General features: G+C 61.6%; 21 protein-coding genes. 11 read left to right on the top strand and 10 right to left on the bottom strand.

Translation table 11 applies throughout. The annotated features are described in order from the left end of the window. Positions 1-98 precede the first annotated feature (98 nt). The 4 genes from BLW55_RS19670 to BLW55_RS19660 all read left to right on the top strand — a co-directional run bounded on the left by BLW55_RS19670 (position 99) and on the right by BLW55_RS19660 (position 4,785). On the top strand, positions 99-2,078 hold the full coding sequence (locus tag BLW55_RS19670) for a putative bifunctional diguanylate cyclase/phosphodiesterase (protein ID WP_025029393.1): 1,980 nt from the start codon (positions 99-101) through the stop codon (positions 2,076-2,078). Positions 2,079-2,182: 104 nt separating this feature from the next. Then, complete coding sequence (locus tag BLW55_RS19665; RefSeq protein ID WP_177175150.1) at positions 2,183-3,661, top strand: serine hydrolase domain-containing protein; 1,479 nt, start codon at positions 2,183-2,185, stop codon at positions 3,659-3,661. 27 nt (positions 3,662-3,688) lie between these two features. Further along, entirely contained in the window at positions 3,689-3,853 is a 165-nt protein-coding gene (locus tag BLW55_RS20870) for a hypothetical protein (RefSeq protein WP_155983364.1), read from the top strand. A gap of 248 nt (positions 3,854-4,101) precedes the next feature. Further along, positions 4,102-4,785: a DeoR/GlpR family DNA-binding transcription regulator gene (locus BLW55_RS19660; protein WP_007010290.1), complete on the top strand. Its 684-nt coding sequence runs from the start codon at positions 4,102-4,104 to the stop codon at positions 4,783-4,785. Between the two features lie 15 nt (positions 4,786-4,800). Here BLW55_RS19660 and BLW55_RS19655 read toward each other — a convergent pair whose 3' ends face one another. The 10 genes from BLW55_RS19655 to BLW55_RS19610 form a co-directional block, all read right to left on the bottom strand. Continuing rightward, positions 4,801-5,889 (bottom strand): ABC transporter ATP-binding protein, encoded by a 1,089-nt coding sequence (locus BLW55_RS19655; RefSeq protein WP_007010291.1) that lies wholly within the window; start codon positions 5,887-5,889, stop codon positions 4,801-4,803. 2 nt (positions 5,890-5,891) lie between these two features. After that, positions 5,892-6,677 carry an ABC transporter permease gene (locus tag BLW55_RS19650; RefSeq protein ID WP_090330117.1) on the bottom strand — a complete coding sequence of 262 codons (786 nt, stop codon included), beginning with the start codon at positions 6,675-6,677 and terminating at the stop codon, positions 5,892-5,894. Further along, the gene (locus tag BLW55_RS19645; RefSeq protein WP_007010293.1) at positions 6,674-7,660 is read right to left on the bottom strand and encodes an ABC transporter permease; all 987 of its coding nucleotides are present in this window, start codon (positions 7,658-7,660) and stop codon (positions 6,674-6,676) included. Before BLW55_RS19645 ends, BLW55_RS19650 begins: the two co-directional genes overlap by 4 nt. Positions 7,661-7,774: 114 nt before the next feature. Continuing rightward, positions 7,775-8,884, bottom strand: a complete 1,110-nt coding sequence (locus BLW55_RS19640) for an ABC transporter substrate-binding protein (RefSeq protein WP_090330116.1) — start codon at positions 8,882-8,884, stop codon at positions 7,775-7,777. Between the two features lie 89 nt (positions 8,885-8,973). Further along, on the bottom strand, positions 8,974-10,065 hold the full coding sequence (locus BLW55_RS19635; RefSeq protein WP_210184124.1) for an NAD/NADP octopine/nopaline dehydrogenase family protein: 1,092 nt from the start codon (positions 10,063-10,065) through the stop codon (positions 8,974-8,976). A 41-nt stretch (positions 10,066-10,106) separates the two neighbouring features. Next, complete coding sequence (locus BLW55_RS19630; protein WP_090330114.1) at positions 10,107-10,682, bottom strand: peroxidase-related enzyme; 576 nt, start codon at positions 10,680-10,682, stop codon at positions 10,107-10,109. Continuing rightward, positions 10,679-11,185, bottom strand: coding sequence for a CMD domain-containing protein (locus BLW55_RS19625; RefSeq protein WP_025029390.1), 507 nt, complete (start codon positions 11,183-11,185; stop codon positions 10,679-10,681). Before BLW55_RS19625 ends, BLW55_RS19630 begins: the two co-directional genes overlap by 4 nt. 8 nt (positions 11,186-11,193) lie before the next feature. Then, entirely contained in the window at positions 11,194-12,705 is a 1,512-nt protein-coding gene (locus tag BLW55_RS19620) for an NAD(P)-binding domain-containing protein (RefSeq protein WP_090330113.1), read from the bottom strand. Then, the gene (locus BLW55_RS19615) at positions 12,702-13,679 is read right to left on the bottom strand and encodes a LysR family transcriptional regulator (RefSeq protein ID WP_090330112.1); all 978 of its coding nucleotides are present in this window, start codon (positions 13,677-13,679) and stop codon (positions 12,702-12,704) included. The genes BLW55_RS19620 and BLW55_RS19615 overlap by 4 nt, the downstream gene beginning before the upstream one ends. A 112-nt stretch (positions 13,680-13,791) precedes the next feature. Then, positions 13,792-15,132, bottom strand: coding sequence for a sodium-dependent transporter (locus BLW55_RS19610; protein WP_090330111.1), 1,341 nt, complete (start codon positions 15,130-15,132; stop codon positions 13,792-13,794). Between the two features lie 533 nt (positions 15,133-15,665). Between BLW55_RS19610 and scpB the strand changes: the two genes are divergently transcribed. The 7 genes from scpB to BLW55_RS19575 all read left to right on the top strand — a co-directional run bounded on the left by scpB (position 15,666) and on the right by BLW55_RS19575 (position 23,456). Beyond that, on the top strand, positions 15,666-16,328 hold the full coding sequence (scpB, locus tag BLW55_RS19605) for an SMC-Scp complex subunit ScpB (RefSeq protein WP_025029387.1): 663 nt from the start codon (positions 15,666-15,668) through the stop codon (positions 16,326-16,328). A gap of 169 nt (positions 16,329-16,497) precedes the next feature. Continuing rightward, entirely contained in the window at positions 16,498-17,718 is a 1,221-nt protein-coding gene (locus BLW55_RS19600) for an ROK family transcriptional regulator (RefSeq protein WP_007010305.1), read from the top strand. Then, positions 17,715-18,974, top strand: a complete 1,260-nt coding sequence (locus BLW55_RS19595) for a M20 family metallopeptidase (protein WP_090330110.1) — start codon at positions 17,715-17,717, stop codon at positions 18,972-18,974. The genes BLW55_RS19600 and BLW55_RS19595 overlap by 4 nt, the downstream gene beginning before the upstream one ends. Before the next feature lie 41 nt (positions 18,975-19,015). Beyond that, positions 19,016-20,074 (top strand): substrate-binding domain-containing protein, encoded by a 1,059-nt coding sequence (locus BLW55_RS19590; protein ID WP_090330109.1) that lies wholly within the window; start codon positions 19,016-19,018, stop codon positions 20,072-20,074. A 57-nt stretch (positions 20,075-20,131) separates the two neighbouring features. Then, positions 20,132-21,196, top strand: coding sequence for a substrate-binding domain-containing protein (locus BLW55_RS19585; protein WP_090330108.1), 1,065 nt, complete (start codon positions 20,132-20,134; stop codon positions 21,194-21,196). A gap of 73 nt (positions 21,197-21,269) precedes the next feature. Beyond that, positions 21,270-22,229: an ABC transporter permease gene (locus tag BLW55_RS19580; protein ID WP_025029382.1), complete on the top strand. Its 960-nt coding sequence runs from the start codon at positions 21,270-21,272 to the stop codon at positions 22,227-22,229. Between the two features lie 21 nt (positions 22,230-22,250). Then, positions 22,251-23,456, top strand: a complete 1,206-nt coding sequence (locus tag BLW55_RS19575; protein ID WP_090330107.1) for an alanine racemase — start codon at positions 22,251-22,253, stop codon at positions 23,454-23,456. Position 23,457 lies beyond the last annotated feature (1 nt).

Raw genomic sequence — 23,457 nt, 5'->3', positions numbered from 1 at the left:
AATACCCTTTCCCGCGGCGCTCCGGCGGGGGAATGGGGAAGTTAAGACATCCTAACCGATTCCCGTGTACTGAGGGTCTGTTGCAAAGGAAGGTCACGATGCAACTATCCGCGGATATCGCACGAAAGGTTGTAGAAGCGCTTTCGAGCCCTCGTACGGGTCTTGCAGATCCGAAACTGCTCCGGCTGCTTTTTCAGCATGACGCTGCCCAGCAACGCCTGGTCGTTCGCTGGGGCATGTGGGCTGCCGTGCTCAGTTATATGGCCTATGGGGTCTTCGACTGGTTCCTGTTTCCCGACATCGCGGATCAGCTGGTGTTTGCCCGGTGCGCGATCGGCATTTCCTTTCTTGCGGTGATCGAGTTTGGTGTGCGCCGCGGCGCATCCCTTGCCGTGATGCATCTGGTGGCTGCCGCAGCTATTGTCGTCGGTGCTGTCGGGTGGTTGCTTCTGGCGCTTGAAACCTCACATCAGCAGGCGCTTTCGCACTTTGTGGCGTTCGGTATCGTCTTTGTGCTTGGCGCAAATCTGTTCTTCAATTTCCGCTTCATGCTGTCCGCGATCTCGTCGACGGTCATCGCCGTCGTCTTCATCGCTGCGACGCTGTACACGCTACAGATCGGCCTGACTGCACGGATCGTCATTGCCGCGCTCTTCGTCAACTGCCTTGTCTTTTCACTTTACCTGTCGTGGCGACTGGGGGTGGAGCGCTACTGGACGTTTCTTGAAGCGCTGCAGGCAAAATCTCAGGCCCATGCAGCCGTCAAGAAGGGCGACGAGCTCCACAGGATCGCTCACACCGATCCCCTCACGGGATTGCGCAATCGCCGTGCGATCACAAGCGCCTTCGCCGAGCTTCATGAATCGTGTGTTCGGGACGGGAAGGAGCTCGGCGTCGTGCTGATCGACGTGGATCACTTCAAGCGCTTTAACGACCGGCTGGGCCATCAGGCCGGTGACGATTGCCTGATACGGGTTGCCCAGACGCTGGAGGCGGCGGCGGATGCGAACGAAGCAATCGTCGGGCGTTATGGCGGCGAGGAGTTTCTGGTGTTGCGCCGCGTCTCCGGGTCGGACGAACTGCGTGAACTGGCGCAGGAGTTCTGCCGTGTGGTTGAGGAACTGGAAATCTACCATCCAGACCGGGGTGACGGTATCGACATTGTGACGATCAGTGCTGGTGCATCGCAGACGCTGGAAGATGGGGCCTCCGAGTTGCAGGAGGTTCTGCAGGAAGCTGACCGGGCACTCTATATCTCGAAGTTTACCGGCCGCTCCAGAGTGACGGTTTACGATCCGCAGATCGTCGACGCCGACCATTCGAATGAAAGCCTCGCCGGCCTGTTGGCGCACGCCATTGAAAGGCAGTGCATTTCAGTGGTCTACCAGCCGATCGTGCAACTGGGAACCGGCGAGGTTCTTGGCTATGAGGCGCTGATGCGGCTCAAGGGCAGCAATGGGCGGCTGGTGAAACCCGATGTGTTCATTCCGGTGGCAGAGCAGAACGGCGCGATCGTCGAACTGGGCGCATGGGTTTTCGAACAGGCCTGTGCGGACGTGGCGCGCTACAAGCTTACCGGGATTGTTGCCGTCAACATATCCGCCGTTCAGCTCAAGGCTCCAGGATTTGCGCTTCGCGTTGCCGAGATGCTGGCCCGCCACGGACTGGCGCCAAGACAGTTTGCGCTCGAACTCTCCGAACGGGGCGACATCCTGGGACAGTCGCAGGCCGCTCAGGCAGTGGAGCAGCTTCGGAGCCTCGGTGTGCAGATCTGGCTCGATGACTTCGGGACCGGTTACGCCGGGATCGACTGCCTGCGCCGCTTCGACCTCGATATTGTCAAGATCGACCGGAGCTTTCTGCCTGAGCGCCAGTGCGCGCAGGATGTCCGCATGCTCGAGGGCATGATCCAGCTTCTGCGCAGTCTTGGCCGTACCGTTCTCGTTGAAGGCGTCGAGACGGAAGAGCAGAAGGCGCTTCTTGAAGAACTCGATGTCGACCTCATTCAGGGCTTTCTTATCGGCCGTCCTCAGCCGGTCGGTGAAATCGTGGGGATCGAAAACTCTGAAGTCGCCTGAGCGGTGGCGCGCCGAACGACAATCCTCATTGACATGGCTTCTCGAAGGAGGCACCGCACGGCATCGAAGCTGTGATGAACAGCGCCAGCGGATGGGGACGGGGAATGTCGAGACGCGATTGGCCGGCTGCTGAAGCAGCCGCGCAAGAAAAGCTCAAAAGCTGGGTGAGTGACGGGCCAGGGGGTGTGGTTCTCGGCATGGAAAGAGGCATGCCACGCCTGATCGCGGCAGCGGGTCATTGCGGGGCAGGGCGCGGGCCGCTGGGGCCCGACAGCGTCTTTCGCTGGGCGTCCGTGACCAAGCATGTTTTCGCAACCTGTCTACTGGAGTCCGAGGCGTTTAGCCTCGACATGCCTCTGGGCGAGGCGCTGTGCGAGCTTGCAGCCGCACCCGCGGCGGTAACAGTCGCTCAGGCGCTGGCCATGCAGGGCGGTTTGCCGGATCCTCGCGAATGTCTGACGCTGCTGGGCGTCGGCGCGCATGAGCGCACCGAGGCGGATGCGCTCTATACGTGGATGGCCGGTTTTGACTGGCTCAACGCCGCGCCGGGGTCGGAGGTCGCTTATTCGAATGGCGGCTATCGCCTGCTGGAAATGGCGTTGGCACGACGGGGTTTTGTCTTCTCGGAGATGGTCGCGGCCCATGCGGCGCGGCTCGGGATCGGAATGCGGGCTTCGGAATTCTGGACCGATCCCGTGCCGGGGCTGGTGCCCGGGCACGTGCCCGAGGCCGGTGGGTGGTCCGAGGGCTTTCAGGGCATGCATCTTTCGGCAGCCGGCTCTCTGTCCGGGTCTGCCATGGATCTCGCCCGCTGGCTCGCGGACCTGATGCCGCGCGCGATTTTCGACCGGATAGCCCGGCCGATGCCGCTCGGCTCGGGAGAGGCAACGGGCTACGGGCTTGGAATAAGCCTGACGCGCATCGGCAATATGGCGGTGCCGGGACATGGCGGGGCGCAGGCCGGTTACCGTGCAGGTTTCCTGTGTGACCGGGAGCGGGAGATCGCGCTGGTGGTTCTCACCAACCGTGACGATGGCGACGCGACCGGGCTCGTAGCGCATGTCTGGGCAGCGCTTTACGGTGTGCCGAAGGGTGCTTTGCCGAAACCTGCGGGGGAATGGGCACCGCCGGGTCTCTATGCGGCTGCGGAGGGGGAGCTCTGGGCAGAGGTGCGGCCGGGATCGATTGTGGTCCGCGATGCGGAGGAGATGTTGTTTGAGGGGGATGACGGCTGGTTCGTCTCCAACGCGGCTCAGTCGCGCATGCGCCTGCGGTATGAGGATGGTGCACTGACCGGAGAGCTCTTTCATCGTCCAGTCAGGCTGTTGCCTGTGGCAGCCGATGACGAAGCGCCGGACCTCGACGGCGACTGGATGTGCGATGGCGCGCATCTTCAGATCAGGGGGCGGACGCTGCATTGGGGACGCGGCCCACTGCGCCAGACGGTGACATTGATGCCACTGGGCAGTGGGCGGTGGCTCTTTTCGGCCGGTGGTCGGCGCATTTGTCTGCAGCACCTGACGCGTGACCGCATCAGGCTGTCACTTGCGCGGGCGCGGGGCGTTGAATACCGGCGGGTATAGTGTTCCGGAACGAAGAGAGGGAGACGAATGCACAACATCATTCTGATGGGCATCATCGTTCTTGTCTCGGCAGCCGCCGTGATTCAGGGCGACACCTACATTCTCGGTATCAACACCCATCTTGTAACGCTGTTCTTCACCTCAATGCTGTTGGCACGAGCCATCATGCTCAGGTGCAGAGACGACGACTGATTTTCCTTGCTGCGGACACGGGGCTGCAGACACGGGTTTTCTCGAATTGATGAGCATGAGCTCCGGAGCAGTTGCTGGCATCAATATTGATCATTTCGTTTCAATATGATGGTATTCCATCAAAACTTATGAACCTTTGAAGTGCGGTGCCTACTGTTGCGACCATCGCTTCCGGCCACACAACAGGCTGGCGCTTCGTGGGCCTGGAGAAGCATTTGGCGAGACCTTCCGGACGAGAAGCGCGGATCATGGCGCTCAAGAAACTCTGTGCTTCGGGAAAGATACTGCACATCGCTGAGGCTGCGCGGGAACTCGGCACTTCGGAGATAACCATTCGCCGCGATCTGGGGAATGGTGAAAACGGGCTCTTGTGCCTGGGCGGCTACATCATGTCGGCCAATGAGAACGGCGAACGCTATTCGCTGTCGCACGCGCAGGGCACGAACACGCAGGCCAAAACGCAGGTGGCACGCCGGGCGGCAGCTCTGGTCGAACCGGAAGACACGATCTTCGTGGACTGCGGGTCGACGCTGCAATATCTCGCTGCGAGCCTTCCGCACAACGCGAATGTCACGGTGGTGACGCAGGCGATGAACATCGCCGAAATGGTCTCCCGGCTGGATGGCGTGACCCTAATCCTGCTGGCCGGCATCTATCATCCCGAGAGCGGAAGCTTCAGCTCCGACACCGCGCTTGGCATGCTGCAGGAAATCAACATCACCAAAGGCTTCTTCTCCGCCGCCGGAATCCATGAAAGCGAAGGTGTGACCTGCTTTCACTTTCATGAAGTTGCCGTCAAACGCGCGGCGATGGCGCGGTCGCAGCGGAGATTTCTTGTTTCCGATGCCTCCAAATGGGGAAAGCTGCGCCCGGCAACTTTCGCCCAGTTGGATGAGTTCGAGACATGGATCGGGAAGCCCGAAACCGAATGAAAAGGCTCGACGAAACTAGTCGCGCAGGACTGTCAAACGTTCCGGCTCCCAGCTAATCCAGAGCTGATCATTGGCAATTTCGGCAGCATTGCCAGCGTCCATATAGGCGCGGATGATGCTGTCTTCGCGCTCGCCGACACGGATGTCCAGCGAGGTGCGACTGCCTTTGAAGAGCTTGCTGATCACCTTGCCCTCGACGGCATTCTGATTTGCCGGCTTTTTGTTGTGGCAGGTCACGTTTTCCAGCCTTAGCGAGGCAGTGACGTTGTCGCCGGCGGCAGGACGGTGACCATGGCCCGAACCACGGACGGAAAGTCCGTTCCAGTCGAGAACGACCGCGTTCTCCTCCACGCCGCGCACGGTGCCGTTGATCAGGTTCGTTTCGCCGATGAACTCGGCGACGAAACGGCTTTCGGGCCGGAAGTAGAGATCTTCAGGCGTGCCGGACTGCTCGACACGGCCGGCATTCATGACGACGATGCGGTCGGACATGGTCAGCGCTTCTTCCTGGTCGTGGGTGACGAAGAAGAAGGTCTTGCCGGTGCGCTTCTGAATGTCTTTCAGTTCGATCTGAACCTGACCGCGCAGCTTGGCATCGAGCGCGCCGAGCGGCTCGTCCAACAGCAGGAGTTTCGGGTCCGGGGCAAGCGCGCGGGCAAGCGCGACGCGCTGGCGCTGGCCACCGGAAAGCTGGTCGGGCGTGCGGTCGCGGAAGCCGGAAAGCTGCAGGAAGTCGAGCAGCTCCGCCATGCGGCGTTCGATCTCGGGTCGCGACTTGCCCTTGAGTTCGAGCCCGAAGGACACGTTCTGGCCCACGGTCATGTGCGGGAAGAGCGCATAGTCCTGAAACACCATGTTGACGTCGCGCCGGTTGGGCGGCTGGCTTGTCACATCGACGCCATCGAGCACGATCCGGCCCTCGGAGGGGTTTTCGAACCCGCCCAGCATGCGCAGGGTCGTCGACTTGCCGCAGCCGGAGGGGCCGAGGAAGGTCACGAATTCGCCGGCCATGATTTTCATGTCCAGTTGATCCACCGCAACGACATTGCCGAAGCGTTTGGTGACGTTGTCGATATGGACGATGGTGTCCTTTTCGCCGGTCATGGTCAGGAACCTTTGTTCAGGCGCCGCATGGAACGCTCGGCCCACAGGCCGAGGATCGCGGTCATGATGAGAACGATTGTGGAAATGGCGTTGATCTCGGGCGACATGCCCGACCGCAGTTTGGCGAAGATCAGCACCGGAAGCGTCGGCTGGTAGCCGCCGAGGAAGAAGGCGCGCACAAAGTCGTCAAAGGACAGGAGCATGCAGAAGATGCCGGCTCCGATCAGCGCGGGCTTCAGGTAGGGCAGCGTGACGCGGAAGAAGGCGACGATGCTGTCGGCTCCCAGATCGCGCGCGGCCTCGATATGGCTTTTCGGCTGGGTCGAAAGGCGGGCCATCACCACCAGAGCAACGAAGGGCACATTGTGCACCGTGTGGCCGAGAATGATGGCGAACATGCCCGGCTCGATGTCGATCAGGCGGGCGAAGATGCGCAGCGCGATCGCCGAAATGATGCCGGGGATGACCGCTGGCAGGCAGGCGAGCGCAAAGATGATCGCCTTCCCGCGAAACTGGTTCGGACCGAGAAAGACGGCCACCCATGTGCCGATGATCAGCGACAGGATCGTGGTCGCAATGGCGATGGTCATCGAATAGCCGAAGACCGACAGGACCTGCGTGTCCTGTATGACGGCGGCGTACCAGTCGAGTGTCCAGGAGCGGATCGGGAAACCGATGAACTTCGAATCCTTGAAGCCCATAGTGACCATGAGCGCCAGCGGCACAAAGAGATAGACGATGAAGGCCCAGTAGATGACCGACATCAGAATGCGTGTGTTAGGGGTCATCGCATCATCCCCTTTCCGTCACGGCCCATCAGCTTGAGGAAAAGGCCGGTTACGCCGAGCGTCGCGATCAGCATGATCGAGGAGAAGGCCGCGCCCATGGGCCACTGATCGCCGGCGACGTGGAAGAAGCCGGCAATGGTTTCCGCAAAGACGGTCGAGCGTGGCCCGCCCAGAAGGACGGGCGTCGCGTAATAGCCGGTGGAAATCAGGAAGACGAGGGTGCAGCCCGAGGCGATGCCTTCTTTGGAAAGCGGCAGCGTGATGCGGCGGAAGCGCGTCCACGCACCCGCACCGAGATCGGCTGCGGCTTCGAGATAATTGTCTGGCAGCTTTTCCAGCGCCGAGTAGAGCGGCAGAAGCATGTAAAGCGCGGTCAGATAGATAATGCCGACACCGAGCGAGAAGCCCGTATACATGAACGGTATGGGTCGATCGATGAGCCCGAGCGACTTGAGCGCCAGATTGACCGCGCCGTTGTTGCCGAGCAGGATCATGATCGCGTAGGTGCGCACGATCTCGCCCACCCAGAACGGAATGAGCAGGAGCAGCAGGAACAGAAGCTGGTTCTTGCGGCTTACATGCTTGGCCAGAAAATAGGCCACCGGATAGGTGATGAGCAGCGTGATCGCGGTGAAGATGAACGAGAAGGCCAGCGTGCGGAAGAACGGGATGATGAACACCCGGTCCTGAAAGAACGCTGCCCAGTTTGCGAGCGTGAACTGCGGCTCATGACCCACTTTCGGCGGATAGGAGTCCAGAAATCCGATCCAGAACATCTCGACGATGGGGCCGAGGTTGGCAAAGAATATCCAGAAGAGCGGCAGGCTCGCCAGAATCCAGAACTGGCGGCGCTGCGACTTGAACAGCGTGTTGGCGACGGCCTGATAAGCGCCGTTCTGCAGCAGTGCTCCCCAAAAGGTCATCCTGCCATCCGGCGCGGTCGACTTTCGAAGGTCTGCCCTGTCGGTATCTGCGTGGGCCATTGAGACGGTTGCTCGTATTTTTCATTGCGCGCTGTCCGGGGTGTGATGAACCCGGCGGCACGACGAAGGTTTAAGACCTGCCGGGCGAGGGTTGCCCGCCCGGCGTTTTGGCCATCAGGCGGCCTTGATCTGCTCCACTGCCGGGTCGACGAGCTTGTATTTCATGTCGTTGGCCTCGGCGCGGAAGAACTGCAGACCGGCCAGTTCCTCTTCCGTGAAGGACGATGCCTTTTTCTCGATGTCCGAGAGATACTGGTCAGCGCCCTTGTAGGTGGAGATGAAGCCCGACGACTGGGTCATCTTGGCACCCACTTCAGGGTTGGCCAGCAGCGCATCGAGAAGCGCATAGGCATTGTCGGAATTGGGAGCGTTGTTGGCGACGTTCAGCGTGTAGACAAAGCCATAGGTGCCTTCCTTCGGAATGGTCATGTCGACCGGGAAGCCATCGGTGATGAGCTTGGCGATCGGGCCGTTCCAGGCGTGAGCCAGGACGATGTCCTGATTGATGAACATCTGCTGCACTTCTGCGCCTGCGTCGTAATATTTGCGCACGAGCGGCTTCTTCTCGATCAGGAAGTCGCGCGCTTCCGCAACGACCGCCGCAGCCTTCTCCGGATCGTCCATATAGGCGACCATGTTGCCATCATAGCCCTTGTAGAGCATCACGACGGACATCATGTCCTGAATGGTGTAGGCCGTCTGGCCGCTGTACTTGTCCGAGAAGAGAACGTCCCAGCTCTTCACTTCGTCTTCGCTGACGACTTCGGTGTTGTAGGCAAGGATTTCGGCACCCGAAAGGATCGGCGCGCCCCATTTGTTGCCGTTGATCGTGGCCCAGTCGCTTTCTGAATAGATCGGATTGATGTTGCCCCAGTTCTTGAGGCGATCCGTATCGAGCGGAGCCAAAAGATCGGAAGAGATGAACTGAAGGAAACGGTGCCCGGCGACCGTGACAATGTCGGCAGTCGGGTTCGGTGCTTCGGCGGCGAGCAGGTTGAACTGCTTGCCCTGATCGTCCACGAGGCGGATCTGGATCTCGATGCCCGTGTCCTTCTCGAACTCGGCCTTGAAATCATCGGGAATGAAGTTGGCGTAGGTCCACACATTGACGACGCCAGAGGCGCGCGCGGCAGTGGAACGGAGATAGGCGGGAGCAGCGACAAGGGCGGCGCCGGCGGCGCTGCTCTTGATGAATTGCCTGCGGTTGGTGATGAATTTGGTCATCGTTCTAACCCTCTTTCGGTTGTTGTCTGTTCGTCGCGTTCTGCGCAGTTCTGTCGGAGCTCTTTACGGCTCCTGTTGTCGCCCTGTTTTTATGCGGGTACCGTTTGTGCGCGATAGCCCTCACGACACAGGGTCTTCAGGTCATCGAGCGTCATGCTGTCCAGTGCTAAAGCGCCCAGAAGTTCGTTCTCGGCAAAGAAATTGCGCCCGTACATGGCCGAGAAAATCTCCACACCGGACCGGTGCAGACTGGCGTCACATTCGGTCATTTCGCCCAGCTTCACCGTCATCAGCAGGCCGTAGGGCACGTCTTCGGTGACGTAGCGGCTGTCTGCCGTGGCAGGACCGGTGCCGCCGCGGCCTTCCTCATGCATTTTCTGGTTCATGGCCGAGACGGTGTCCTGCGGCACATGGAACGACAGATGGAAATGTTCGAATATGGTGCGTACCGAAAGGCCAAGCGCTTCTGCGATGGCCAGCCGCTCACGGTCGAGCGCTTCGAGAAGCCGCCCCACATTGGGTGTGACGTTGAAACCCTGGCTCCAGGTTTCGCCATGCTCCATGCGGGTCATGTTGCAAAGGGCGATGCCCATATGGTTTTGCGGGTTCAGATTGCTGAGTGCAATGGCAAGCAGTCCGTCGCGCTCCACGAAACGGTCGCCGAAAAGACGCTGGCAAAGCGCCAGTCCTTCGCTGGCCCGGCTTTCAGGAACCGTGCAGAGATCGATCTTGCTGCGCACGGTGTTGACGCTGGCCTCCACCAGGCTCGGCTGGCGGCCTGTGGTGGCGGTGGTGCCCCATGCGACGATGGGGACGGTGATGCCGCGCGCGGCCAGAAGCTTGGACAGGTAGAGCGCGCCGAAGGAGGCGTGCGAGGAAATGATCACCGCCTGATCGGAGCGGATATGGGGGGCGATCGCATCGAAGACGTGCTTGTGGCCGTAGCCGGGCAGGGCAATCAGGATCACGTCTGCATCGGCGACGAGCGCCTCGGCCGACTGCGCAACGCCCGGACGGAACGTGCCTTCGACAGCACCGGTGGCAATCAGGGGTTCGCCCGCTGCCAGTCTCTTTGTGCGTTCGCCCGAGGGCGACCAGAGAACCGGGCTGTGGCCCGACTGCTCAAGAAAGGCCGCGGCGCCGAAGGCGATGGCTCCGGCCCCGGCGATGCCCACACGCAGATTGTTTTCCACTTTACTCAAAACATCAGCCCCAAAAGTTTCTACTCGACCACCGGATCGCCCAGCGTGTGCATCAGCCGGTTTGCCCAGCCGAACAGCGATGCGGACAGAATGAGATCGAGAATCTCGTCGTCCTTGAGCCCCGCATCGCGCAGCGCCTGCATGTCTTCTTCTGTCGCCTCGCTCGGCGCTTTGGACAGCTTTGCCGCAAACAGGAAGATCGCCTTCTGGCGTTCGTCAAGCTCGGCCTTCTCGCCGTCGGCGAAGATGGCCTCCATCACCTGCTCGTCCTTGATGAGCTGGTTGTACCGGCTTGCGTGGACGGCAGCGCAATAGACGCAGCGATTGACCACCGAGGCACCAACGGCGCTCAGCTCGCGCTCTGCCCGGCCCATGCCGCCACGATTATACATGATCGCGTTGAAAAGCGGGGTGCGGACTTTCAGCGTCTCGACATCATTGGCGAGCACCAGCACATAGTCGGAGACCTTCGTGTTGGAAGGCGTGACTTTCAGCGCATCGAGCTGTTCGGGTGTGGCCTCATCCAGCTTGATGGGCTGAACGCGCGGGCGCCAGGTCGGGATGCTGGTGGTGAACTCGTGGATGATGGTGCTCATGCTGTCGCCTTCATCAGCTTGAGGCCGGCGATCACGCGGATCTGATAGGCCAGGAATGCGTTCAGTTCGGAAAGCCGGACAATGTCGGCATCGGAAATGCCGGCGCTCCTTAGGGCTTCGATGTCTTCCGGTGCCGTGTCACGTGGATGCGCGGAAACGAGGTCGGTGTAGGCGAGAAGCGCGGCCCGGCGGGCGTTTCCTTCGCCGTCATGAGCCGGATCGGCCATGGATGAGACGGCTTCGTCAGCGCCTGCTTCTTCGAGCAGTGCCATGTAGTGCGCGGCAAGAGCCTCGTCTTCGTTGAGCCGGGCGACGCGTGCGGCGAGTGCGGCGCGTTCTCCATGGGAGAGGCCACCCGCATCACCGGGTTTCAGGGCGGCATCATGGGTTGCCTGCGTCATGGCCATGATGTCGGCACGACCTTCGAGCGCTTCGCGGACGGAGCCGCTCGCGTCGATCCCGGCCTGTGTGATGACGATGTCGTTGGGCGAAAGGTCGCTCATGAGGGTGTTCAGCCTCCAGTCTGATAGGTCGGTTCGCGCGCGCCCATGGCGGCACAGTCTTCCAGCTCGGTTTCGGTCCATTCGTCGCCGAGCAGTTCGGGTTTGTCGTAGTCGAGCATCGCCTGCCAATGGGTCTCGACGTCTTCGCCATAGAGCGTGGCCGCGATGGAATAAGCGAGCCAGCGGGCGCCGTCGCTGATGCCGGGAATGTCGCCGGAAACCTTGCCGAGGCTCGCGGATGCGCCGTAGTTGAAACAGTAAATGTTCGACAGCCACGGGGCGGCACCGGGCGTGCGCTCGCGGAACGAGAAGTCGGCGTTCAGATAGGGGAAGTTGGCCAGCTCGCGGCTTTCCTCGCCTGCCGGCGGTGTATAGCGGTCGCGCCAAAGCAGGATCTCGCCAGCAGCATCGCCGAGCTCGGCGCGGGCCAGGGGGTCGACGGTGAAACCGGTGCCGAGGATGAGATAGTCGGTGCGAACGGTCTTTCCGGCGGTGGTTTCGATGACAACCTCGTCGCCGTCGTTCCAGACGCGGGCTATGCCCTGTCCGAAATGGAAGAAGGCGTTTTCATGCCGGCTGACGCGCATGGTCGAGCCGCGCGGCGAGGGCGTCTGCGTACTGAAGGAATACTGCATGAAACGCCAGCGCCATTCGTCCGGCAGCGCGGCATAGCCCGAGGTGAAACCGAAGGAGCCGATGCCCATCATCTTGTTGATGGTGGGCATTTCGCGGCGGCGGATGAGGTGGCGCACTTCCTTGGCGCCGGCTTCCAGCGCTTCGGCCGAATTGTCGACCGCCGAGGCGCCGACGCCGATTACGACGACGCGCTTGTCCTTGAGCGAAGGGAAATCGATGTTTTCGGAGGAGTGGGCCCAGAGATGTTTCGGCAGGCCGGAAACGAAATCTGGAATGTTGGGGTGACCGGTGCCGTCGCGGCCCGTGGCCATGACGAATTTGCGGGTGAGGACGGAGCTTTCCTTCGCGCCTGCGCCGCGCAGCTCGAGCCGCAGGAATTCATCCTCCGGCGTGACACTGGTGACCTCCACCTCGTTCTCGACGGGGAGATCGAGAACGTTGCGGTACCAGATGAGATACTCCATCCACATGGGACGGGGGATCTTGTCGAGCCGTTCCCAGGCGTCCGCACCATGCTGCGCCTCGTACCATGCGCGGAAGGTCAGCGCGCCCATCCCAAAGGCCGGGCCGGGCAGGGTCTTCGGCGAACGCAGTGTCTCCATGCGGGCGTAGGTCAGCCACGGGCCTTCGAGCCCTTCCGGGTTTCGGTCGAAGATGCGCATGTTGCGGATGCCGCTGGTGCGAAGCGCAAAGCTTGCGACGAGGCCGCACATGCCGCCGCCGATGACCACCACATCGTGAGGCTTTTCGCCCCTGCCGCTCTGCTTCTCGGGCACCCAGTTGGGAGACGGAAGGTTGAGACAGTCGAGATCGAAGCGGATGCGCTTTGCCAGAGCATCCAGACTGTTCGCGGCGCCGGGCGTGGTGTGGGGCTGACTGGTCATTCTGATCCTCGGTGGGGGACCGGACTGTCTGAAGCATGCCGGTCTATGGTCTGCGCACTGCGTGCGGGGTCGAGTATCTGCAGGTCGGGAATGAGACGGAGCGCTTCGGCTTCGACGGCTTCGATCATCTGGGTGACGAGAGGGCGAAGGGGGCGTGATGACGCGGTGACGGCGCCCCAGTAAAACGGGACGGCAACATCGATCGGCCGTATCACCACACCGGGCAGTTGGACACCGTATGCGCTGACCGGGTCGATGATGGAAACGACGCCGGTTTTCTGCACAAGACGGAGTGCGGAATAGGACACATTGGTGCGGATCAGCGGACCGGGTCTGACGCCGCGCGCTTCCATCGTCTGCGAAACCTGTCGCTGGAAGCGGCCCGGATCGAGCATGGTCACGAACCTGCGGCCGGCGAAGGCCGAAAGCGGCACCACGTCATAGTCGGCAAGCGGATCGCCTTCGGGCAGGGCGGCAACGTCGTTGGCGCAATAAAGGCGCACGACCTCGAGACCGGGCACATCCAGCGGCATGCTGGAAAAGCCGAGTTCGGCACCGCCGGAGCCCACTTCCTGCGCAACCCGGTTGGGCAGATATTGTGCGATCTGGATTTCAGGCGGCAGTTTTTCGACGGCGAATTGGGAAAGCGCGGCGGGGATGACGCCGGTTGCGATGGCGGATGTCGCCGCCACCTGAAGCGTGCGGCCCCGGCCGGTGGCAATGGCACGCGCGCGGGCTGCCAGTCCCGTCAGCGAGTTCAGGACACGGCGGGCTTCTTCTTCGAAGGCGATGCCCTCATCGGACAGCATGACCCGCCTGCCGGCGCGCTGTAGAAGCGAAAAGCCGAGTTTTGACTCAAGTTCCTGGATGGTGCGGGTGACCGAGGGCTGAGAACGTTCCAGCAGCACCGCCGCTTTGGTGATGCTCCCTGTTTCGGCAACAGCCAGAAAAGTCTGAAGGTCCCGCGTCTCCATCCTTTATATGCTATATGAATGATTTCAAATAATCTATCCAAAATTGACATATATCAATGCGCGCCCGGAAAATGTCGGCGCGCAGAGTGGCGGAGCCCTTCTTCCCCCGGCTTCAGATGAAGCCGAGGCCGTTGATGAGGATCAGCAGGATCGCCACGGGCGCGACATAGCGGATAATGAACCGCCATGCTCCGACCAGAGCCGGAGCCAGAGTGGAGCCGTCGACAAATTCTTCTTCGCCCCTGTGCTTCAGAACCCACCCCAGGAACAGGGCGACCAGTAGCCCGCCGAGCGGTAGCGTGATGTTGTTGGTGAGATAGTCCAGCGCATCGAAGAGCACTTTTCCACCGATGGTGAAGCCGGACATTACGCCGAGGCTGAGAGAGGCGGGCACGGCAAGGGCAAAGGTGGCAATGCCGGCTGTGACGGCCACTTTCTTCCGGTTCGCGCTGCCCTCGTCCATGAAATAGGCGATGACCACCTCCAAAAGGGCGACCGCGCTTGTCAGCGCGGCGATGGCCAGCAGAAAGAAGAAAAGGGCGGCGAAAAGAAAGCCGAAGGGCATCTGTGCGAAGATCGAGGGCAGGGTGATGAAAGTGAGGCCCGGCCCGGCGGTCGGGGCGGCACCGAAGGCAAAGACCGCCGGCAGTATTACCAGCCCGGACAGCACGGCGACGAGTGCGTCCAGAACCGTAACGGCGAGGGCCGAACCGGCAATGTCGTCATGGCGCTGCATGTAGGAGCCATAGGTGATCATCGCCCCCATGCCGAGCGAGAGGGAGAAGAAGGCCTGCCCAAGGGCAGCCAGCAGGGTCTCCCACGTCACTTTTGAGAAATCGGGCTCCAGAAAGAACGCGATGCCTTCGACGGCACCGTCCAGGGTGACCGAGCGCGCGACCAGGACCAGGAGAATGAAGAACAGCGCCGGCATGAGGATGCGCGCCGCACGCTCGATGCCGCTGGCGACGCCGCCAAGCGCGACAAAGACAGTGAGCCCGATGAAAAGTGCGGTGTATAAGACCGGTTCGAGCGGATCGGTGATGAAAGCATCGAACACGCCGCCGATTTCTTCCGGATTTGCCGTCAGCACCGAGCCGGTGATCGACTTGATCATGTAGGCGACGGTCCATCCGGCGATCACGCAGTAGAACGACAGGATCACGAATGCGGTGAGAATGCTCATATACCCGACAATCGGCCAGGCGCCGCCGGCGAGTTTTCTGAACGCACCTGCGGGATCGAGCTGCGTTGAGCGGCCGATGATCAGTTCCGCGACAAGAACCGAGACGCCAATCGAAAAGACGATGCCGAGATAGATCAGGAGAAACGCCCCGCCGCCGTTCTCCCCCGTGACATAGGGAAAGCGCCAGACATTGCCCAGGCCGACAGCCGAGCCGGCGGCAGCCAGAATGAACCCCATTCTCGAGGTCCAGTGTTCGCGTGTTCGATTCATGATCTCAAAAAATCTGCTATCTGGAGGAAAAGTGTTTGCCTGAACGGAAATGACTCCGGTTTTCGTTCAGCCCGACCAGTTCGGGAGCCTCAAGGTTCCCTCTGGTGGGTCCCTCTGGGGGTTGCCTTTTGGGGATGCCTTTTGGGTGCATTCTGTATCGCCGGCCGGAGCCGGCGCGATGCGGTCCGCTGGCGTGTAGGATCATTCGCGCCGAACTGCAAAATCAATTTGGTCATCGCGCGGCAACATTTGATGATCCGAAAATGAACGGTTTTGCTTCATGCGCTTTCTGCTATCGCTGCCGCATTTGCGCTGCACACCGAAAACCTGTCGATGGGGCAGTGTTGCGGAAGCTCTTTCGTTGAAAGAGCCGGCAGGGTTCATCAAGGTGGAGACATGATTCGATCTGCGCCACAGCGAGCCAGAGGGTGGAACGGTCCGCCAGGTGGCAGCGCGATGTGCGCGGGATGTTTCCTTTGTTTGGCATCGGACGCCCGACAAGAAACAGTCGCCGCCGATACGGAATCTGAGAGATGAGCCCGCAAGCCAGCCGGCACAAGAGTGATGTGGATGCAGACAGTCCCCTGTTCGATCGGGAACTGGAGCATCTGCCGCCGGCCCTGCGCTGGCGCGAATGGATGGCGCGTGTGGAAGCGGTGATTTTCGCGGCGCCGGACCCGGTCAGCCGCGAGACACTGCTTCGGGTTGTGGGGCGCGACTGCAATCTCGATCTGATCATCGATGACATCCGCGCAGAACTTGCAGACCGGCCTTATGAACTGGTGCGTGTGGCGGGTGGCTGGCAGCACCGGACCCGTCCGTCCCTTGCCGAGGCGATACGAACGGCATTCGGCATTGTCGAGGCCGGGGAGAGCCTGAGCGATGCCGAGGCGCTGGTGCTGATGACCATTGGCTATTTCCAGCCGATCACGCGCGCCGAGCTGTCGAGGTTTTTTGCCCGCGAGATCTCGCGCGACGTGATCGGCAAGCTGCGCCGTTCCGGGTTCATCGCCTCCGGTCCGCGCAGCCCGCAGCCGGGCGCGCCCTATACCTATGTGACGACATCGGCCTTTCTTGGCCATTTCGGGTTTGAAACGCTTCGAGATCTTCCTGATTTCGAGAAGCTGGAGGATGCCGGCCTTCTGAACAAGGAGCGGCTCCTTGAAGACATCCCAGGCGCCATCGAGCGCTGGTAGAGTATCGATAATTTATTGAAATATAATAATTTTTGCGAATGCACTCCGAATGTGCCCGCTGTTGGCCGGGTGACGTAACTCCAAACGCCGAGCACCAATCCGACGTGAGAGCGATTGACTGAAATGCGAAACGGTGTAATAAGTTCGGTAACAGAACGAACTAAAAGAAATGGCTGTGAACGAAGCTCCGCGCATCTCCCGTCAATTCTCTCTCTGCATGGTCATGGAGGCGATCGTTCATTGCGGTCCGATCTCCCGCGCAAGCATTGCCAAGCAGACAGGTCTTTCCAAGCAGACGATCTCCGAGATCGCCCGTCAGCTCGAGGAGGATGGGTGGATCAGGGAGACCGGGCGCACCCAGGGGCATGTGGGGCGAAGCGCCGTCACCTATGAGATCGTCCCGGACGCAGCCTGCATAGCCACCGTCGATCTTGGTGGCACCAAGGTGCGCGCGGCGATTGCCGATCTTTCCTGTCAGGTCCTGGCGGAAGTGACCGAGCCGACGGATGCACGGGGTGGTGTTCATGTGATCAGCCAGATTGCCCGTCTTTGCCGCGAGGCTGCGGCGCACAACAATATCCCCTATGAGAGACTTCGCATGGCCGTTGTCGGTGTCCCGGGCGTGCCGGATCAGGAGCGCGGGCGCATTGTGATGTCACCCAATGTGACGGGTTTCGAGACGCTCGATGTGCGAGCGGCGCTCGCTGCTGAACTCGGGGTCGAGATCGTTCTGGAGAATGACGTCAACCTTGCCGCCATCGGTGAGCACTGGATTGGCAGTGTCGCCGGTGTGGACGATCTGGCCTACATCGCCATCGGAACGGGTATTGGCGCGGGGCTGATGGTCGGTGGCGACCTGGTGCGCGGCTTCGGCAACGCGGCGGGTGAGCTTGGCTTTCTGCCGTTTGGCACCGATCCGTTTGAAGCGGAATCGCTGAAGGTGGGTGCGCTGGAGCGGGTGACGGGAACCGTGGGCATCCGCCGGCGATATCGGGAGCTGTCCGGCCATGAACTCGACGTTCCGGGAATTTTCGATGCGCTTGGGGCGGGTGACGTCCACGCGCGTCAGGTTCTCGACGAAACGGCGCGTTATGTGGCGCGCGCCGTCGCCGCGATCTGCGCCATCACCAATCCCGGCAAGGTCGTGCTCGGAGGGTCCATAGGCAGCCGCAGAGAGCTGGTCGAGCGTGTGCGCGACCTGCTGCCGCTCTGCTTTCCGTCTCCGGTGGAGCTCGATGTTTCCGAGCTTGGGTCGCGTGTTGCGATTGTCGGTGGCGCGGCCGTGGGGCTCACACATCTTCATTCAACGCTCTTCGCAGGCGGTGTGCCGGGAGCCGAGATCAGCCTGCCTCCGGCGAAGGTGGTCAAGCTGGTGGAGGCGGCGCAATGACGGGCGACAGGAGCGTGCAGGACAGGCTGAAAAGCGCTCTCGATGCCGATTCCGCGCTGGACCTTCTTAAGGGCGCGATAGCGCGGGAGAGCGTGACCGGCAACGAGGCCAACTTCGTTTCCTTCCTTGAAACGCAGATGCGGAAACTCGGGCTCTCGCCGCAGAGTGCCGAATTCCTGCCAGGCCGTCCCAATGTCTGGGGCGAGCGCAAAGGGGTGGGCGGTGGTCCGCGGCTCCTTTTCGTCGGGCATACCGATACGGTCCATGTGCGCGGCTGGGCCGAGCACTGGGAGGGCACCGAGCGCGAAAACCCGTTCTCCGGCGTCGTCATCGACGGTGAAATCTGGGGGCGGGGCTCAGGCGATCTCAAGGCCGGTATCTCAGCCTCGCTTTGCGCGCTCGATCTGCTGGATCGAGCGGGACTGGCCCTCAAGGGTGACGTCTCCTTTGCGTTCGTCGGTGACGAGGAGAGCGGGGAGCCCGGAACGGGTGTAAGTGCCGGCATCAAGGACCTGGCGCAGCGCTTCGAACGTGGCGAGATCGCAAAGCCGGATTTCGCGGTTTATGTCGAGCCGACGAAACTCTCCGTTTTTCCCGCCCAGATGGGTTTTTTCATCGCCGATATCACGGTGACCGGAAAGTCGGCCTATTTCGGCGTTCCCGAAGAGGGCATCGATGCACTCAAGGCCATGCACGGTGTTCTCGACGCGATCTGGCGCCACTCGGACGCCATAGCCGCAAGGGCCAGCCACCCGCTTGTCGGACGGGCCTTTGCCCTTGTGACCGGCATTGATGGCGGCGGCTACATAGCCGTGCCTGGCGAATGCCGCATTTCGCTCATTCGCAAGCTTTTGCCCGGTGAGGCGCTGGACGATGCGGTTGCCGAGCTTGAAAGCGTCGTCAACGAGGCGGTCTCCGGCACGGGCACGACCGTATCGATGGACTATCCGGCCGGCCGGGACCATCGCCATGGCGGATCGCCTGCCGAAGTCGATTCCGAACGCCAGGACATTCAGGCCCTGGCGGCAGCGATGAATAAAGCGCTGCCGGGCCGGGGCGCGATCACCGGGGCTCCCTACTGGTCGGAAGCGCCTTTCCTGATCGACCGGGTCGGTTGCCCGACCGTCTATTGCGCGCCGGGCGATATCTCCAACTGCCACACATTCGAAGAGCGCGTGAGCGTGGAGGAATATTTCGCGGGCATTGTCGGCTTCGCGAGCTTTATCGCCGGCTATTGCGGCATCGAAAACGCATAAGCGCCCGCAAGGGGCAAAGAGAAGGGGAAGAGGAGAAAATCATGTCGATAGTCAATCTGTTGCGCGCGGCATCGCTTTCCGCGCTTTTCATCACGGGCGGCGCTTATGCGCAGACCGTTGGTCCGCAGGGCGAGACCGCTACGCCCACAGCCGAGGTTTCGGTTCCCGACGACAAGGTCGAGGGCCTGAAGGCCGGTGGCCATCGCGCAGCCCTTTTGTGGCACGACCAGTCGGATTTCGTGAATGCGGTGACGGCCGGCGCAAGCGACGAGTTCGCGCGACTTGGCATTGAAGTGGTGGCAACCACCAGCGCCGGTTTCGACGCCGCCAAGCAGCGCAGCGACATTGAAACGGCCATGGCCAAGAAGCCGGACATCATTCTTTCGCTGCCGCTTGACCCGGTGACATCGGCAGCGGCCTTCGAGGAAGCGAAGGCGCAGGGTGTGAAGCTTGTGTTCCTTTCCAACCTGCCGAAAGACTACAAGCACGGGTCCGACTATGCGGCGATTGTCACCGACGATCTGTTCCAGATGGGCAAGCAGGCCGCCGATGCGCTGGCAAAGGCCATGGGCAGCAAGGGCACGGTGGGCTGGGTCTATCACGATGCCGATTATTACGTGACCAACCAGCGTGACAACGCCTTCAAAAGCACCATCGAAAACAACTATCCGGAAATGAAGATCGTTGCCGAACAGGGCATCAGCGACCCCGCACGGGCAGAAGAGATCGCCAATGCGATGCTTCTGAAGAACCCGGATATCGGCGGCATCTTCGTGACCTGGGCAGGGCCTGCCGAAGGTGTTCTGGCCGCCCTGCGCGCCAATGGCAACAAGACCACGAAGGTGGTCACGCTGGACCTGAGCGAGCCGGTCGCGCTCGACATGGTGCGTGGCGGCAATGTGACCGCCATCGTTGCCGACGAAGCCTATGAGCTTGGCCGCGCCATGGCGGCGACCGGCGCACTGGCCCTGATCGGTGAAGAGACGCCGCCCTTCATCGTCGCGCCGGCGGTGACGGCGACGGCCGACAATGTGGGCGAGGCCTGGCACCAGTCGCTGCATGTGGATGCGCCGAAAAGCGTGATGCAGGCCGGAAAATAATGCCTGCGCGGCGGCCGCCGGGCGCGACCGCCAAACGGGGAAACGGGAGGAAATGACATGAAACTCAAAGCTCTTTTTGCAACGGTTCCACTTCTGGCAGCGACAACCGCGATGGCCTTTGCCGAACAGCCCGCGACGGTCGGGCCGAATGGTGAGGCACCCACGCCGGCGGCTTCGCTCACCCTCAGCGATGCGGATATCGAGACCATCAAGTCCGGCGGCCACACCGCCGCGCTCGTCTGGCACGAACTCTATGACTGGTCGAACGCCGTCGCGCAGGGTGCGAAGGACGAATTCGCCCGCCTTGGCATCGAGGTGGTCGCGGAAACCGATGCGGGTTTCGACACCGCGCGCCAGAAGGCCGATGTGGAAACGGTGATGGCGCGCAACCCCTCCATCATCGTGTCGCTGCCCATCGATCCGCCGACCGCCAAGTCCGTCTATGGCGTTGCCAGGGATGCGGGCGTCGAACTGGTCTTCATCGACAATGCGGTTCAGGGCTTCACCCATGGTGAGGATTACACGACCGTGGTTTCGGCCGATCTCTTTCAGATCGGCAACAAGGCGGCAGTGGCGCTGGCCGAGGCCATCGGTGGCAAGGGCAAGGTGGGCTATATGTTCCACGATGCCGACTTTCCCGTCACCAACCAGCGCGACGGTGCGTTCAAATGGACCATCGAAAACGAGTATCCCGAAATCGAGATCGTGATCGAATCCGGCATGACCGACCCGGCCAATGCCGAGGACATTGCAAGCGCCATGCTTTCGCGCAATCCTGACCTCGACGGCATCTATACTCCATGGGCCGAGCCGGCTCTGGGCGTGCTCTCCGTTCTCCGCCAGCAGTCCAACGACCGGACCAAGGTGGTGACGATCGATCTGAACGAGCCTGCCGCGCTCGACATGCTGAAGGGTGGCAACATTGCCGCCATCGTCGCCGACGAGGCGTATCAGATCGGTGTCACGGCGGCGCGGGCCGCCGCCGCCGGCCTGCTCGACAAGGCGGTGGAGCCTTTCCTCGTCGTCGATGCGCTGAGTGTCGGCTCCGACAATGTTGTCGATGGCTGGATGCAGTCGATGAACCGGCAGCCGCCGGAAAGCGTCAAGGCTGCGGCCCAGTAACAACTCCGGCAGGCCGTGGTGGGATCCTGAACCCACGGCCTGCCAACCCGTTCAGTTCTTTCAGAGATGTCACATGTTCAAGCGCACATCCGCGATAGCCAGAAAGTTCGATCTGCAGGGCAGCGTCATCTATCTGGGCTTCATCGCGATCTTTCTCTTCTTCGCCATCACGCTCGCGGATGACGGCTTCCTGACCACCAGGAACCTTTCGAACATCGTGCTCCAGACCGCGCCGGCGACGATCATGGCCATCGGCCTCGTCTTCGTTCTATCGGCGGGCGAGATTGATCTTTCCTTCGGCTCCATTGTTGCCGTCTCAGCCCTTGCGGCCGCTGTGGTGATGCAGGAGCATTCCATGCTGTTCGGCATTCTTGCCGGGCTTGGCGCGGGTCTCGCCATTGGCTGGATCAACGGGGTGATGGTGGCTTATCTGCGCTTGCCATCCTTTCTTGTGACACTGGCCACGATGGGGCTTTTTGCCGGTGTGGCACGGTCCATGACGGATTTGCGCTCCATTCCGGTTCTGAGCGACACGTTCACCGGCTTCTTCGGTTCGGGCTCGTTCTTCGGCATCCCCTCGCTTGTACTGTGGACGCTTGCCGCCGTGATCGTCGGCCATCTGGTCTACCGGGAAAGCCGGTTCGGCGCGCATGTGATCGCGACCGGTGACAATGCGCGCGCCGCGCAGGTTTCCGGCATCAAGGTTCCACGCCTCCGTCTTGCGGTGCTGATGATAAGCGGCGGCTGTGCCGGGCTTGCCGGGCTGCTCTATGCCGGGCGGCTGCAGGCGGCAAAATACACGCTCGGCGAAAGCGACCTGATGACCGTGATCGCGGCCGTGATCGTCGGCGGCACGGCGCTGAACGGCGGCAAGGGCTCCGTGATCGGCGCGCTGGTGGGCTCGCTTCTCATGGGCATGCTGAACAACGGGCTGATCCTGATGGGGCTCTCGGTCTCCGATCAGATGATCGTGCGCGGGCTCATCATCCTTCTGGCCGTTGCCATTTCCCTGCGCGACACCACACGCGCCTGATCCGAATTCTGGAGAAGTCCGATGTTTCTCGATGTTCTTAGACGCCGCAATCCCGCATTCATCGAAGCGGCAATCCGCCTGCATCAGGAGGGCAGGGTGCCCGCCAATGCCTATCTGCTCGATCTGGACGCGGTCGAGGAAAATGCCCGGCATTTCCGCACCGCTGCCGACAGGCATGGCCTGAAAGTGTTCGCCATGACCAAGCAGGTGGGGCGGAACAGCGGCTTTTGTCAGGCAGTGATGCGCGGCGGCATCGACCGTTCTGTGGCCGTGGACATGGCCTGCGCGGTGGCCTGCGATCGTGCAGGCCTCAAGACCGGGCACCTCGGCCATCTGGTGCAGGTGCCGCGTCGTGAGGCGCCGATGGCCGCATCGCGTCTAGCGCCCGATTTCTGGACCGTTTTCAGCAGGGAGAAGGCGCAGGAGGCCGCCCACGCGGCAAAGCTAGCCGGGCGCACGCAGCCTCTCCTCGCGCGGATTCACACGGAGAAGGACACGTTCTATCGCGGGCATGAAGGCGGTTTTCCCGCAGAGGACATCGCCGATGTGGCAGCGATGATCGACGGGCTGGATGGCGCGCGGTTCGCGGGTCTCACCACATTCCCGGCGCTGCTATACGATCAGGAGAAGAAGAAGGTTCTGCCCACGCACAACCTCTCGACTCTCGCTCGTGCCGCTGAAGCGCTGGCGAAGATCGGTCGCACCGATGTGGAGGTGAACGCGCCGGGCACCACTTCGTCAATCGTGCTCGACACGCTGGCCGAGGCGGGCGCAACGCAGTGTGAGCCGGGCAACGGCCTGCACGGAACGACGCCCCTTCACGCCATCGAGGATCTGCCGGAGCGCCCTGCCGTGCTCTACCTCTCGGAGGTTTCGCATCTTCACCAGCAGCGCGCCTACTGTTTCGGCGGCGGCCTTTACATCGATCCAGTTTTCCCGGACTACGACGTTCAGGCAATCGTGTCCGACACGCCGACGGCTTCGGCGCAGGCGATGGCCAGCGTGGAAATTCCGCCACCTTCGGCAATCGACTATTACGGCATGATCGATACGACCGGCGCGGTTAAGCCCAAGGCGGGCGACAGTGTCGTCTTCGGTTTCCGGGGGCAGGCCTTCGTCACTCGTGCCTACACAGTGGGAATTTCCGGCGTTTCCAGCGGCGATCCCAAAGTGGTGACCATCGAGAACCCGTTCGGGGTTGCACAAGACTGGCCGGAGCTGAGGTAAA

The sequence above is a fragment of the Nitratireductor aquibiodomus genome (assembly GCF_900105565.1).
Classification (GTDB): Bacteria; Pseudomonadota; Alphaproteobacteria; order Rhizobiales; family Rhizobiaceae; genus Nitratireductor; species Nitratireductor aquibiodomus.
This window is presented reverse-complemented; position numbering and strand designations above follow the sequence as displayed.

Coding starts and splice junctions, on each gene's coding strand:
- BLW55_RS19670 (WP_025029393.1), top strand. CDS start 99: ATGCAACTATCCGCGGATATCGCACGAAAGGTTGTAGAAGCGCTTTCG.
- BLW55_RS19665 (WP_177175150.1), top strand. CDS start 2,183: ATGTCGAGACGCGATTGGCCGGCTGCTGAAGCAGCCGCGCAAGAAAAG.
- BLW55_RS20870 (WP_155983364.1), top strand. CDS start 3,689: ATGCACAACATCATTCTGATGGGCATCATCGTTCTTGTCTCGGCAGCC.
- BLW55_RS19660 (WP_007010290.1), top strand. CDS start 4,102: ATGGCGCTCAAGAAACTCTGTGCTTCGGGAAAGATACTGCACATCGCT.
- BLW55_RS19655 (WP_007010291.1), bottom strand. CDS start 5,889: ATGACCGGCGAAAAGGACACCATCGTCCATATCGACAACGTCACCAAA.
- BLW55_RS19650 (WP_090330117.1), bottom strand. CDS start 6,677: ATGACCCCTAACACACGCATTCTGATGTCGGTCATCTACTGGGCCTTC.
- BLW55_RS19645 (WP_007010293.1), bottom strand. CDS start 7,660: ATGGCCCACGCAGATACCGACAGGGCAGACCTTCGAAAGTCGACCGCG.
- BLW55_RS19640 (WP_090330116.1), bottom strand. CDS start 8,884: ATGACCAAATTCATCACCAACCGCAGGCAATTCATCAAGAGCAGCGCC.
- BLW55_RS19630 (WP_090330114.1), bottom strand. CDS start 10,682: ATGAGCACCATCATCCACGAGTTCACCACCAGCATCCCGACCTGGCGC.
- BLW55_RS19625 (WP_025029390.1), bottom strand. CDS start 11,185: ATGAGCGACCTTTCGCCCAACGACATCGTCATCACACAGGCCGGGATC.
- BLW55_RS19620 (WP_090330113.1), bottom strand. CDS start 12,705: ATGACCAGTCAGCCCCACACCACGCCCGGCGCCGCGAACAGTCTGGAT.
- BLW55_RS19615 (WP_090330112.1), bottom strand. CDS start 13,679: ATGGAGACGCGGGACCTTCAGACTTTTCTGGCTGTTGCCGAAACAGGG.
- BLW55_RS19610 (WP_090330111.1), bottom strand. CDS start 15,132: ATGAATCGAACACGCGAACACTGGACCTCGAGAATGGGGTTCATTCTG.
- scpB (WP_025029387.1), top strand. CDS start 15,666: ATGAGCCCGCAAGCCAGCCGGCACAAGAGTGATGTGGATGCAGACAGT.
- BLW55_RS19600 (WP_007010305.1), top strand. CDS start 16,498: ATGGCTGTGAACGAAGCTCCGCGCATCTCCCGTCAATTCTCTCTCTGC.
- BLW55_RS19595 (WP_090330110.1), top strand. CDS start 17,715: ATGACGGGCGACAGGAGCGTGCAGGACAGGCTGAAAAGCGCTCTCGAT.
- BLW55_RS19590 (WP_090330109.1), top strand. CDS start 19,016: ATGTCGATAGTCAATCTGTTGCGCGCGGCATCGCTTTCCGCGCTTTTC.
- BLW55_RS19585 (WP_090330108.1), top strand. CDS start 20,132: ATGAAACTCAAAGCTCTTTTTGCAACGGTTCCACTTCTGGCAGCGACA.
- BLW55_RS19580 (WP_025029382.1), top strand. CDS start 21,270: ATGTTCAAGCGCACATCCGCGATAGCCAGAAAGTTCGATCTGCAGGGC.
- BLW55_RS19575 (WP_090330107.1), top strand. CDS start 22,251: ATGTTTCTCGATGTTCTTAGACGCCGCAATCCCGCATTCATCGAAGCG.